Here is a 12,875-nt window from a genome sequence, read left to right as displayed (position 1 = left end):
CGGCGGGCTTTTCCAGAATTAGGGTGGCTTAAACCGTTCCCAACATTCCCTTTTCACGCGCGAGATCACGCATCTTTTTCTGCAGCTTTTCAAACGCGCGCACCTCAATCTGACGAATGCGCTCACGGCTGACATTGTACTGCGTGCTCAACTCTTCCAGCGTGACGGCCTGATCCATCAGACGGCGCTGAGTCAGAATGTCCTTCTCGCGGTCATTCAGAACCTCCAAAGCAGCAGCCAGCAGCTCGCGCCGTGCGTCCAATTCATCACGCGCCTCATAGTCACCAGCTTGGTCGGCATCTTCGTCCTCAAGCCAGTCCTGCCACTGCATGGTGCCTTCGCCTTCGGACCCAACCGTCGCGTTGAGCGAAGCATCGCCACCGGACATCCGGCGGTTCATGCTGATCACTTCCTCTTCGGTCACGCCCAGATCGTTGGCGATCTGTGTCACGTTTTCGGGACGCAAGTCGCCCTCTTCCAACGCGCCGATACGGGCTTTGGCCTTGCGCAGGTTAAAGAACAGCTTTTTCTGCGCCGAAGTCGTACCCAACTTCACCAGCGACCACGACCGCAGGATATACTCCTGAATCGAGGCACGAATCCACCACATCGCATAGGTCGCCAGGCGAAAGCCCTTTTCAGGGTCAAACCGTTTCACGGCTTGCATCAGACCCACATTAGCCTCAGAGATCACCTCGGCCTGAGGCAATCCATAGCCGCGATAGCCCATGGCGATCTTGGCCGCCAATCGCAGGTGCGATGTGACCATTTTATGCGCAGATTCAGTATCTTGCTCCTCCACCCAACGTTTGGCGAGCATGTATTCTTCTTCCGGCTCCAGCAGGGGAAATTTGCGAATTTCCTGCATATAGCGGTTCAGTCCGCCTTCCGGCGTCGGCGCGGGGAGATTTGCGTAATTTGCCATGTTTCATGTCCCTCCGACAGATGTTTAGCTCGTTAACATAGGATATGGGAGGTCATCCCGATCCATTCAAGAGGTACCTTTAACAGTTTGGAATTAACGATCTATAAAGGAAAGATAAGAACGCGTTACTCACAATGGTTTGCACATTATGACAGTGGCGCGCGAAGCCGATCAATCAGATTCTCCATGTCTTTGGGAAGATTTGCCTCAAACCGCAAAGATTCGCCTGTGACCGGGTGCTCAAAACCCAAAACAGCCGCGTGCAGGGCCTGTCTGGGAAAGGCGCGCACCGCCTCGGCAGTTGCGGGATCAAAGGCTTTGACGGCCAGCTTTCGCTTGCCTCCATAGACCGGATCACCGACCAAACCGTGCCCCACATGCGCCATATGGACTCGGATTTGATGCGTGCGCCCCGTTTCCAGCCAGCATTCGATCAGGGCCAACCCAGCAGGAGCGCCAAAAGTCTCAACGACCCGCGCCCGCGTAACCGCGTGCCTGCCACCATGAAACAGAACGGCCTGCCTTTGACGATCCGTCTTGTGGCGGGCCAGTTGCGTGGTCAGACGCATGACATTGCCGGGCTCAAAACTGACCCCTTTGACCCCACGCAATCTGGGGTCGTTCGCATCCGGCACCCCGTAACAGATAGCACGGTAATACCTCTCGACCGTATGCGCCTCAAACTGGGCGGCTAAACCGTGATGCGCTGCGTCTGATTTAGCGACGACCAACAAACCACTGGTTTCTTTATCAATTCTATGGACGATGCCGGGGCGCTTCACACCACCGACGCCGGACAAATCCGATCCGCAATGATGCAGCAGCGCGTTTACCAGCGTCCCGTTCGGAGACCCCGGCGCTGGATGAACCACCATCCCCGCCGGTTTATTGATAACGATCAAGTCATCGTCTTCAAACACGACATCCAAGGGAATTTCTTCGGGTCCGATATGGCTATCCTCGGCTTCTGCGACGGTTATCTTGACCGTGGCCCCTTCTGTGACCTTGGCCTTAGGATCCGTGACCTGAGAACCGTCAACCAGAACAGCGCCGCTTTCGATCAGACGCCCCAACCGGGTACGCGAAAGGTTTTCCTCGGCTGGCACATCACGCGAAAGCGCCTTATCAAGGCGTGACGGCGGATCAGCCGCGATGTGAAATTCAATCTGGCGAGTGCCCATGACTGTCCCTTCCGAACCCCAAGAACCGCTGGAAACGCCGCAGATCAGATTGTTGCGGCGAATGGTCATGCTGCTGACCGCGGTGATGATTGGCGGCGTTCTAGTGACATTCGCCCTGATTGTCATCCGGCTATCGGACCGAACCCCCACTCTGCCCGACCAGATTGAACTGCCGGGCGGCGCAAAGGCACAGGCTGTGACGATTGGCAACAATTGGTACGCGGTCGTGACCGATGACAATCGTATTTTGATATTTGACAAAACAACCGGAAAGCTGCGCAGCGAAGTTCAGGTCGAGTAACGCTTTGGAAGGACAGGCTGTGTTTGATTTGGTCTGGTTGCGTCTGATCGAACCATTATGACAACCTCAAGGCAGAGTGCCCCGCAGTTTGCGCCATCAGGCTTCCATCAAAAGGTTCAAAAATACCCGCTTTCGCCAGATTGTGGAATTTAACTTGAGCATTGAATTTGCTACTGAATGTCCGTGAACATCACTATGCGCGAAAAACCTCGAACCGCTTGGATCGGGAAAGACCCTCGTAAGAACTGTTTATCGCCGGAACCGATAGGCATGGAGAAATAATGCCCAAACACCGTTTCACGATCATGTCCATGATGAAGGATGAAGGTCATTCGTTGGTGGAATGGGTCGCCTATCACAAGCACATAGGTTTCGATAATATTGTCGTTTACACAAACGACTGCACCGACGGCACAGACGACATGCTGATCCGTCTGCAAGAGCTGGGATGGGTGCAACACTTCCGCAACGACGTACCCGAGGGGCGCAAACCGCAGCCAAATGCCCTTGCGCTTGGAACCAGAAATCCGGAAGTGACCGACAGCGAATGGATTCTGACGATGGACGCGGACGAATTCCTTTCCATCAAAGTTGGGCGCGGCTGGATCACAGACCTTGTGGAAAACATTGACCCCAAGGCAGATGGGATTGCCATTACCTGGCGCTTTTTCGGATCGAATGACCTGACGCGATGGGACCCAGGGTTGGCAATCGAATCTTACACCCGATCCGCGCCGGATAGGTTTCCAAAAGGCTGGGGGGTGAAAACCCTCTTCAAGCCATATCGGGACATGAAACTTGGCATCCACCGACCGCACATAAAGAAAGCCAAGAAACTTCCCGCCAACGCCAAACTGCTGTTGGACCAGTTCTGGTTAAACGGATCAGGCGATCCCATGCCGCACGAGTTTTCTTTGTCAGGCTGGCGCTCTACGAAACCGACCTTGGGGTATGACTTGGTCGAGATGAACCACTATGCGGTCAAGTCATACGAGTCATATTTGCTCAGGCGCATTCGGGGCAATGTGAACAACAAACCAGACAAGTATAACGCCGCCTATTTCGCGCTTTTTGATCGAAACGAGTCCGAAGCCACCAACGTGAAGCGTCATATTCGCGCGACCAAGCGAAAAATCGAAGCGATCCTGGCCGACCCGATAATGCGGGAACTGCAGGACAAAGCAATCCACCACCATGAGAACCGCGTTCGACAACTGCGCGCCACCGAAGAATATGAAGGATGGCTGGAAGAGTTGAAGACAGCGGGTCAGGTTCCGCTGAATAAGCTTGACGAAGTTCTCTTTGTTCAACACTTGCCAAAAGAATGGCAGTTGAAGGTCAAGGAGCTGCAGGCACAAGGAGTATCCGACAGCGAGATTGCCAAAATGATCGCTCAGACTCAGACGGCGAAAAAAGGTCAAACGCGCCGCGAGTTGCTTGAACTTTCCGGCAAGACCCCGGCAAACGACCTTGAAGGCGACGAACCGGGGGCCGACAACCGAATGGATGACGAAAACGTCCCGGACAATCCATTTATGAACACTGAGGCTGCCGCAGGTTTGGGTGTACCATTGTCCAAGGACCGCACCCTTAAAATGGCGTTGGCTGCTCAAGCGTCAGATGAGGCCGACAACCGCGTTTCTGACGTGGTAGGTAAAGCCCAATCCGTGAAACACGCAGTTGGCAGATACAGTGCCAAGGGGGCATTGAAACGACCGACCAACGGGGATGAGGATGAAAACTGAAGACACCCCCCCGAACGCAGGCCGCAAGCTGTTGCTTTCTACGGTAAAAAACGAAGGAATATACCTGCTGGAATGGCTGGCCTATCACAAATCAATTGGCATTGACGATTTCTGCATCTTTTCCAACGACTGCAGCGATGGCACCAATCTAATGCTCAACCGCCTTGATCAATTGGGGGTGGTCCGTCACTTTGATAACCCCATCGGCCCGAGGATGGACCCGCAGCGCGCTGCCTACTCACGAGCGAACCGAATGGACTGGGTGCGGGATGCCGATTGGGTGCTCATACTTGACGCAGATGAATTCCTTAACGTCCACGTAGGCGATCGCAGCTTAGATGCACTGATCGACAATTGTGGCGCGCCAGACGCGATATCCGTTAACTGGCGCCTTATGGGGTCATGTGGGCTGGAACATTGGGACCCAGAGGCCCTAGTCACGGAACGCTTCACGCGCGGATCAACTTTCGAGGCCCCTGAAAACGGTTTGGTCTGGGGTTTCAAAACGCTATTCCGCCCTTCAACGTTCGACTATTTCGGAGTGCACCGCCCCCGCTTTTTCAAACACCGCGAGATCGAGCCAGACATGGCGCGTTGGACAAACGCGGACGGAAAGCCAATGGGCGGGAATATTCTTCAAAAAGGATGGCGCGGCAACAGAGACAACGTCACAGGCAAAACTGCACAAGTAAATCACTATGCGGTCAAAAGCCGGGAAGAGTTTTTGCTCAAGCGGTTACGTGGAACTGCCAATTCAAAAAACAAAGACCGCATCGACATGGAGTATTTTGGGAAATACGACATCAACACAAGCCATGACGATTCAATCGACACCTCAGCCATTCGTTCAATTATGTCTGATTGGCTGAAAGATGGCGATCTGGCGGCTCTGCTTCGATCCTGCCACGACTGCGCGCGACGTGTTCTGGATTATCAACTTGAGGCGCCCGAGTTTCGAGAGTTTGTGGATTCTGGGTATTTTCCGAAACCGGAAGCTGAAACTTCATGAAGCATGGGTCGTTGCATCTTTGATGCAAGCCAAAGTCACGGCGCATTTGAATCCGACCGATTGCGGCGCGACACACCGAGCCACGCTATTCCGGTTTTTCGACGGCAATTATGCGAAGATTTGACTGCTTGGCGGGCAGGTCTTCACCCAATCCGAGTTACTTTCATAGCCAAGCTTCCTCAGAGCACCACCATAGCGCGCTTCATATACCTCGGCGACTTCACGTGGCAGTTTGCTTTGCCACTGCGCTTTAGCCCCTGACCCGATATGCAACGAAATCCGTTCCGCTCGGTCAGTTTTCTTTTTCAAGCCCCCAAACAAAGAGTGCTTCCAATAGGACCGCACGGCTTTGTCGATATCCAATCCTTCAATGTCAAAATTTCTAAGGATTTTTCGGAACAAATCACACGTCGAGTCTTCGATCAAATCCTCGTACTTCACGTCTATCGCGTTCTCATGACCATATGGCCAAGCCATCATTTCGGTCAGAGTTTGATGGTGCTTGTTTTCCATTTCAAACATGAGCTTGTCGAGCTCATTTGGCAGGCTTGAAATATACTCTTTGTAAGTCTTGCCATCCCATTCAGCTCTTGCCTCTCGCAGAAACTTCTCATTGCCGGTCGGCGCTATCTGGTGATAGCGGGTGCCGGACAGCAGCACATCACGCGGGTCTCGGATAACGTGCAGAAATCTGGCGTGACCCAGCTCCAGGAGCTCTCTGGGAAATTTAGACGACCAATTCACAATAATCTGTGGCCCTGTCTCAGCCGCGTCAGCAAGTCTTTTCGCTCTGTAGCACTGCATAAATGGGATGGATTGATCTTGATGGATTTCACGAAAAACCTTTCGCATCCAAATCGTGCCAGTCTTGTGATGTGTACCGACGCACAAAAATCTAGGCTTCATCGCAGAAAGTTCTCTTGAGTTGATGTTCTGAACACGTCAATTCGCTGTTGCGTTGAGCCCAGCGCCTGACACGGCATTTCCTGGAAATTGTGTTCAGATACCAAAAGCATTTAAGGCACTAATAAAAAAGACGAGTGACCGCCTCAACCAATTCGTCATGCACGGCGTGCTTAATGGTGCCCTATGAACAATCAGCGCTATTCACTGCGCGAAAAGGATGACAAAATAACGACTTATGACAGCCTAGTCACGCATGGCATGAAAACCTATGAAAACCTGGAGGATTGTACTGGTGCGGTCGAGAAGACTCGAACTTCCACGGGTGTTACCCCACAGCGACCTCAACGCTGCGCGTCTACCAATTCCGCCACGACCGCACTGTATGTGACTTGGTAGAGGCGCGTATAGACGGTGCGGAACGGGATGTGAAGAGGCAAAAAACAAGCCGGATTGAATTCCTTTTCGACCTTCATATCTGTATCACAGATTTCACTTTGCCACCTGATCCGGAGATGCATCATGACTTCAACAGACACGCGCCCGATCATCCAGATCGACATTGTCTCGGATGTGGTATGCCCTTGGTGTATTGTCGGCTTCCGGCAGCTTGATCTGGCACTGCAGCAAGAGGGGGTGCTTGCCCAACTCCGATGGCACCCGTTTGAATTGAACCCTGCTATGGGGGCCGACGGGCAAAACCTGCGCGAGCACATGGCTGAGAAATACGGGTCTACGGCCGAGCAAAGTCAGCAGGCGCGTGATCGGTTGACGCAGATCGGCGCAGAGTTGGGTTTCTTATTTAATTTCAACGAAGAGTCCCGAATCTACAATACCTTTGCCGCACACCAGCTTTTGGACTGGGCCGAAGCCCAAGGGCGTCAACACCCGCTAAAGATGGCTCTGTTTCAGGCATATTTCACCGACCAAAAGGATGTTTCCGATCCCAAAGTCCTTCTCGACGCTGTTGAAGCCGTCGGATTGGACAGGGTCGCCGGACAGCAGGTCCTTTCCTCTGGTGCCCACGTGCAACCAGTGCGACAGAAGCAGGAATTCTGGACAAGTCGCGGCATCTCGGGCGTGCCTTCGATGGTGTTTGGCGGCAAGTACCTTGTGACAGGGGCGCAGGGCCAAGATACCTATGCGCAAATCCTTAGGCGCTGTTTGGCAGAGGCGGCGTAACCCCTTTTCCTGCCTGATACCGCGCGGTAAGAGACCTCATGGAATGGAAAATAACTGACGGCTTGACCGACTATGACGATGCCGTGGCCTTTATGGAGGCGCGGGTAACGGCAATTGCGGCCGGTGAAGCAGATGAATGCGTCTGGCTGCTCGAGCACCCCCCGCTCTATACCGCAGGAACATCCGCCCGGATCGAAGACCTGACCGATCCTGATCGGTTTCCCGTTTACGAAAGCAAGCGCGGCGGTGAGTACACGTATCATGGCCCCGGCCAGCGAGTTGCCTATGTCATGCTTGACCTGAACAAACGCGGGAAAGACGTCCGGCGCTTTGTAAAACAGCTAGAAGCCTGGGTGATCGCGTCACTTGCGGAATTCAATGTCAAAGGTGAAATCCGGGATGGTCGCGTCGGTGTTTGGGTGCGCCGGGATGACAAGCCTTTGACAGCTTCGGGCGCCCCGGTCGAGGACAAGGTGGCAGCGATTGGCTTGCGACTACGCAAATGGATCAGCTTTCACGGAATCTCGATCAACGTGGAACCTGATCTTGATCATTTCTCAGGGATCGTGCCATGCGGGATTTCCAAACATGGTGTAACGTCTTTGGTCGACTTGGGACTGCCTGTCACGATGGCAGACATGGATGCCGCACTACAGAAAACCTTTTCCCAAATATTCGAAACGATAAGGGCCTGACGTCATAAACCGAATCGTTTCGCGACTCCAATTGATTAACAATCCACACCCCAGCTTGCGCTCTGTTTCCAAAGCGCGCCCAAAACTCGCGCAAAAGCCGAGTGAATCATGACAATTGTCTGTCCAACCCCACTCAAATGAATACAGGCCCGAGATTTACGGTTAGACTGATTTCACCGTTCTAGAGTGAGTGGTGTGTTAAACCGGTAATCGTGGGATTTCTGCGAAAACGGAAAAGTTTTTTTTACGAGTCTGCCGTTCCGACCCCAAATCGGAACGGCAATTCATTTCTGGGGCATCCACCCTCCGGACTTCGCGCATCCGGCTTTCCCAAACTTTCTCACTTTGGCCGAAGCCGCATCAACTGCCCAAGGCCCGCAAGAAGTTCCGACTACCCGGTGATCAAGTGCGTGACGTTCAGCCAACAGCAGTTCTGATTTTTTCGGCGTGCTCCGCGATCAGGTCGAAATCCCCCATTGTTCCGGGCGCACGCAAAGCAACATCTTCGTGGCGAGGAAGAACGTGGAAATGCAGATGGAACACCTCCTGCCCTCCGGCCGTTTCGTTGAATTGCTGGATCGTTACTCCGTCAGCGTCAAAGGCCTTCACCACCGCCTTGGCCAGTTTCTGAACAGTGGCCATCACTGATGCCAGTTGCTGCGGAGATGCATCCAGCATATTGCGGCACGGCGTTTTGGGTATCACCAACAGGTGACCGTCCGATCGGGGCATAATGTCCATGAACGCAAGTGTATCGTCATCCTCGTAAACGCGGTTCGCGGGGATCTCCCCCTTCAGGATCTTGGCAAAGATGTTTTCTGGATCGTAAGCGGTCATGTCAAATCTCCGATTTCGGCGTTACGCCCAGTTCTGCGTTTCGTCCGCACCAGGGTCAAGCGAAGAAACCTCTGTAACGCGCAGCGCTTGAATTTTGGCAACCGATACCCAACTGAAAGGTGAATTTAGCCGACAATGCACGTTTCGGGCCCCTGCCCGCGACAATTAATCTTGATCCAGATCAAACTCGACCATTGAAGGCGTCCTCTTCGCATTCTAAAACCAGCAGGAATCCCGCGCGCCGGAGAGGTCCGGCTGCGCGGTAGAATTGTAACAGGAGGCACCTAATGGCAGACGCAGCCATTCATGGTCACGATCATGAAGACCAGCGTGGGTTCTTTACCCGCTGGTTCATGTCGACCAACCACAAGGACATCGGGATTCTGTACCTGATCTTCTCGGCGCTGGCCGGGTTTATCTCGGTGGCGATGACCGTCTATATGCGGCTCGAACTGATGCACCCCGGTGTGCAGTACATGTGCCTCGAAGGGTTCATGGCCGACCCATGTACCCCCAATGGACACCTGTGGAATGTGATGATCACATATCACGGCGTTCTGATGATGTTCTTCGTTGTCATCCCTGCCCTGTTTGGCGGATTTGGCAACTATTTCATGCCGTTGCAGATCGGCGCGCCGGATATGGCGTTCCCGCGGATGAACAACCTGTCCTTCTGGCTGTATGTCGCTGGTACCTCGCTGGGTGTGGCCTCGTTGCTGAGCCCCGGTGGCAATGACCAGCTCGGTTCAGGCGTTGGCTGGGTGCTTTACCCGCCGCTGTCCACGACCGAAGGCGGCATGTCCATGGACCTTGCGATCTTTGCCGTGCACGTATCGGGCGCCTCCTCGATCCTCGGCGCGATCAACATGATCACCACGTTCCTGAACATGCGTGCCCCGGGCATGACCCTGTTCAAGGTGCCGCTGTTCAGTTGGTCGATCTTCATCACCTCGTGGCTGATTCTTCTGTCGCTGCCGGTTCTGGCAGGCGCGATCACCATGCTGCTGATGGACCGCAACTTTGGCTTCACCTTCTTTGATCCAGCCGGTGGCGGTGACCCGATCCTGTATCAGCACATCCTGTGGTTCTTCGGCCACCCGGAAGTGTACATCGTTATCCTGCCCGGATTCGGCATCATCAGCCACGTGATCGCCACCTTCTCGCGCAAGCCGATCTTCGGTTACCTGCCGATGGTCTGGGCGATCATTGCGATCGGTGTTCTGGGCTTTGTCGTCTGGGCGCACCACATGTACACCGTTGGCATGTCGCTGCGTCAGCAGGCCTACTTTATGCTGGCAACGATGGTCATCGCGGTTCCAACCGGCGTTAAGGTCTTCTCATGGATTGCAACCATGTGGGGCGGCTCGATTGAGTTCAAGACGCCGATGCTGTTCGCCTTCGGCTTCCTATTCCTGTTCACCGTTGGCGGTGTGACCGGTGTTGTTCTTTCTCAGGCCGGTATCGACCGTGCTTATCACGACACCTACTACGTCGTGGCGCACTTCCACTACGTGATGAGCCTGGGCGCCGTCTTTGCGATCTTCGCGGGCGTATACTTCTACTTCTCGAAGATGACGGGTCGCCAGTACTCGGAATTCTGGGGCAAGGTTCACTTCTGGCTGTTCTTCATCGGCGCCAACCTGACATTCTTCCCGCAGCACTTCCTGGGCCGTCAGGGGATGCCGCGTCGGTATATCGACTACCCCGAGGCATTCGCTCAGTGGAACTTTGTCTCGTCGATTGGTGCGTTCATCTCGTTCGCTTCGTTCCTGCTGTTCTTCGGCATCGTGATCTACGCCCTGCTGCGCGGCGCAAAAGAAACACGCCCGAACCCGTGGAACGAATACGCAGACACGCTGGAATGGACCCTGCCCACCCCGCCGCCCGAACACACGTTCGAGCAGCTTCCAAAGCAGGAAGACTGGGACAAAGGCCACGCGCACTGATCCCTTCCATTAAGAAACAAATAGAGCCCCGCCTCGTGCGGGGCTTTTTCATTACCCGTCGGTAACGCGCGTTGGACAGATGCTCCGAGACTCCCAAAAAGATCGCAATTTGAAGTTCATGATGTTTCAGAAGATTGGCGGACCTTCACATCAGTCCACCATGTGCAAAACGTTGCTATCGACATGCGTAAGGCAATCGGTGAGCGAGGTCATGCCCATGGGACGCATGAATGGCACCCTGCACTGGCCCTTTTGGAAAATCGCCAAACGGCAGAGATCGAAAAAATCCAAAAATTAGGCTATTATGGAAACTGAAACTCTGAGATCGGGGTGATCTAATGCCCGAAATTGATTTTTGGTATTCCATTGGCAGTACGTACAGCTTCCTGACGATCATGCGCTTGGACGACTGGTGCGCTGAGAATGATGTCGCAGTTGCGTGGCGCCCTTTCAATGTCCGAAGCGTCATGTCCGAACAGAAGAACATCCCATTTGCTGGTAAGCCTGTTAAGTCGGCGTATATGTGGCGCGATATCGAGCGGCGAGCTGCCAAGTATCATATCCACGCCCGTCTGCCTGCGCCCTATCCAATTTCTGACCTCGAACTTGCCAATCAGGTCGCCTTGATGGGAATACAGGATGGATGGGGCAAGAGCTTTACACAAAACCTCTACCGGATCTGGTTCGAAGACGGCATCGAAGCTGGCAGCGAGGCGGCAATTTCCGAGGCTCTTTTACGGTGCCAGCAAGACCCTCGTCTGACTCTGGCACGTGCCCGCAGCCCTCATGCGGTTTCAGCACTGGAATTCGAAACTGACCGCGCCTCCCGTCTTGGCGTATTCGGCGCGCCCAGCCTTGTCGTGCGGGGCGAGGTTTTCTGGGGCGACGACCGGCTGGACGACGCCTTGTCATGGTCGCGCGTAGGTCACGTTGTGTGATCATTTGGCGTCGACTTTGCATTGCAAGACGTTATTTTTTGACCATGCCCTACCGATGGAATCAAACCTCTGGATCGAATCTGGAACTGCGCCTGTGGCCGCATAACTCACTGCCGCCAAAATGGGCTATGCGTGTTGTTCTGGCGGTCTTTTTGTTCGGTCTCATCCCCATGATGGCAGTTCTGGGTTCCGTGCTGTTATGGGGTTTGCTGCCATTCCTGCTGCTGACAGTGGTCGGATTGTGGTTGGCGATACAGTCGAACTATCGTTCCCGCAGCGTTTTTGAGGTATTCACTCTGACAGGTACGCAGGCCCGGCTTGTCCATCACCATCCCGGCCGAGGGTCACAGGAATGGACCTGCAACCGATACTGGGCGCGCCCTGAGATGCACAAGCATGGCGGCCCCGTACCCAACTATGTCACGCTGAAGGGCGACGGGCGCGAAGTGGAAATCGGGTCTTTCCTGACCGAAGAAGAACGGATCGCCCTGTATGACGATCTGACAGAGAAACTGCGCGACCCGGTCGCGCAGTAACGTCGTGTTTGAGGCGAAAGCGGTCAGCAGCCGCCGCTTGCAGCCGCGCAGAGCTGATCTTTGACCATCGGTCCCACTTTGCCGAAATCCATTTGGCCAGTGTAGCGCGACTTCAGCTCGCCCATCACTTTGCCCATATCCCGAATCGAACCAGCGCCTGTTGACGAGATTGCCGTCTGGATGGCCTGAGAGACCTCATCTTCATCCAGTTGTTTGGGCAAAAATTCCTCGATAACTTCGACTTCGCGAAGCTCACGCTCGGCAAGGTCCAACCGCCCGCCCTCTTCATAGGCGCGCGCGCTTTCCTTGCGCTGTTTGGTCATTTTGCCAAGGATTTCAAGAACCTCGGCATCGCCGCAGCCCTTCGCCTCTTCGTTGTCAGAGGCACGTGACGCAATGTCACGATCCTTGATCGCGGCATTAATCAGCCGCAGCGTCGACAGACGCTCGGCCTCCTTATCTTTCATTGCCTGCTTCAGGGCTGAGTTCACCCTTGATCGCATATCCATATGATCTGTCCATCCCCATGGAAAAGGAACCACGACCATATCTAAACAAAAAGCGTGATACAACAGGGAAGAAATATGGCTAACCTATTGATTTTTAACAATAGCACAAAACTTGAACAGACTTGACCCAAGCGCCCAAGCCCCTTAGGTATGCGCCGATTTACCCTG

Annotated in this window: 13 protein-coding genes and 1 tRNA gene; 8 read left to right on the top strand and 6 right to left on the bottom strand. The window is 54.1% G+C overall.

Annotated elements, in window-relative coordinates; all coding sequences use genetic code 11:
- Window positions 1–28 precede the first annotated feature (28 nt).
- A complete protein-coding gene (gene rpoH / locus GOV87_RS01650; RefSeq protein WP_170383778.1) occupies window positions 29–925 on the bottom strand; it encodes an RNA polymerase sigma factor RpoH in 897 nt (298 codons plus the stop codon).
- Between the two features lie 146 nt (window positions 926–1,071).
- Window positions 1,072–2,106: an RluA family pseudouridine synthase gene (locus GOV87_RS01645; protein ID WP_171122894.1), complete on the bottom strand. Its 1,035-nt coding sequence runs from the start codon at window positions 2,104–2,106 to the stop codon at window positions 1,072–1,074.
- On the opposite strand from GOV87_RS01645, the gene GOV87_RS01640 reads away from it, so the two are divergent.
- The 3 genes from GOV87_RS01640 (at window position 2,105) to GOV87_RS01630 (ending at window position 5,161) form a co-directional block, all read left to right on the top strand.
- Window positions 2,105–2,407, top strand: coding sequence for a DUF6476 family protein (locus tag GOV87_RS01640; RefSeq protein ID WP_171122892.1), 303 nt, complete (start codon window positions 2,105–2,107; stop codon window positions 2,405–2,407). The two genes, GOV87_RS01645 and GOV87_RS01640, sit on opposite strands and share 2 nt — an antisense overlap.
- 281 nt (window positions 2,408–2,688) lie before the next feature.
- Complete coding sequence (locus tag GOV87_RS01635) at window positions 2,689–4,152, top strand: glycosyltransferase family 2 protein (protein WP_254447292.1); 1,464 nt, start codon at window positions 2,689–2,691, stop codon at window positions 4,150–4,152.
- Window positions 4,142–5,161, top strand: coding sequence for a glycosyltransferase family 2 protein (locus GOV87_RS01630; RefSeq protein WP_171122890.1), 1,020 nt, complete (start codon window positions 4,142–4,144; stop codon window positions 5,159–5,161). The genes GOV87_RS01635 and GOV87_RS01630 overlap by 11 nt, the downstream gene beginning before the upstream one ends.
- Window positions 5,162–5,269: 108 nt before the next feature.
- On the opposite strand, the gene GOV87_RS01625 is transcribed toward GOV87_RS01630, so the two are convergent.
- Both GOV87_RS01625 and GOV87_RS01620 read right to left on the bottom strand, forming a co-directional pair.
- Window positions 5,270–6,067: a sulfotransferase domain-containing protein gene (locus GOV87_RS01625; RefSeq protein WP_171210595.1), complete on the bottom strand. Its 798-nt coding sequence runs from the start codon at window positions 6,065–6,067 to the stop codon at window positions 5,270–5,272.
- A gap of 290 nt (window positions 6,068–6,357) precedes the next feature.
- Window positions 6,358–6,444 (bottom strand) — tRNA-Leu (locus GOV87_RS01620).
- A gap of 142 nt (window positions 6,445–6,586) precedes the next feature.
- Between GOV87_RS01620 and GOV87_RS01615 the strand changes: the two genes are divergently transcribed.
- Window positions 6,587–7,246, top strand: coding sequence for a DsbA family oxidoreductase (locus GOV87_RS01615; protein WP_171210594.1), 660 nt, complete (start codon window positions 6,587–6,589; stop codon window positions 7,244–7,246).
- Between the two features lie 38 nt (window positions 7,247–7,284).
- A complete protein-coding gene (gene lipB / locus GOV87_RS01610; RefSeq protein ID WP_171210593.1) occupies window positions 7,285–7,941 on the top strand; it encodes a lipoyl(octanoyl) transferase LipB in 657 nt (218 codons plus the stop codon).
- Between the two features lie 417 nt (window positions 7,942–8,358).
- Here lipB and GOV87_RS01605 read toward each other — a convergent pair whose 3' ends face one another.
- Window positions 8,359–8,778, bottom strand: a complete 420-nt coding sequence (locus GOV87_RS01605; RefSeq protein ID WP_171122878.1) for an HIT family protein — start codon at window positions 8,776–8,778, stop codon at window positions 8,359–8,361.
- Window positions 8,779–9,065: 287 nt separating this feature from the next.
- Here GOV87_RS01605 and ctaD point away from each other — a divergent pair, with 287 nt between their 5' ends.
- The 3 genes from ctaD to GOV87_RS01590 all read left to right on the top strand — a co-directional run bounded on the left by ctaD (window position 9,066) and on the right by GOV87_RS01590 (window position 12,198).
- Complete coding sequence (ctaD, locus tag GOV87_RS01600; protein WP_171121106.1) at window positions 9,066–10,724, top strand: cytochrome c oxidase subunit I; 1,659 nt, start codon at window positions 9,066–9,068, stop codon at window positions 10,722–10,724.
- A gap of 338 nt (window positions 10,725–11,062) precedes the next feature.
- Window positions 11,063–11,662: a 2-hydroxychromene-2-carboxylate isomerase gene (locus tag GOV87_RS01595; RefSeq protein WP_171210592.1), complete on the top strand. Its 600-nt coding sequence runs from the start codon at window positions 11,063–11,065 to the stop codon at window positions 11,660–11,662.
- A gap of 44 nt (window positions 11,663–11,706) precedes the next feature.
- Window positions 11,707–12,198, top strand: a complete 492-nt coding sequence (locus GOV87_RS01590) for a DUF2244 domain-containing protein (RefSeq protein ID WP_171210591.1) — start codon at window positions 11,707–11,709, stop codon at window positions 12,196–12,198.
- Between the two features lie 23 nt (window positions 12,199–12,221).
- On the opposite strand, the gene GOV87_RS01585 is transcribed toward GOV87_RS01590, so the two are convergent.
- Complete coding sequence (locus GOV87_RS01585; protein ID WP_171121103.1) at window positions 12,222–12,707, bottom strand: GatB/YqeY domain-containing protein; 486 nt, start codon at window positions 12,705–12,707, stop codon at window positions 12,222–12,224.
- Between the last annotated feature and the right edge of the window lie 168 nt (window positions 12,708–12,875).

Source organism: Ruegeria sp. HKCCA5426, assembly GCF_013034585.1.
Taxonomy (GTDB): domain Bacteria; phylum Pseudomonadota; class Alphaproteobacteria; order Rhodobacterales; family Rhodobacteraceae; genus Ruegeria.
Note: the sequence above shows the minus strand (reverse complement) of the source record. Positions and strands in the feature narration are given on the sequence as shown.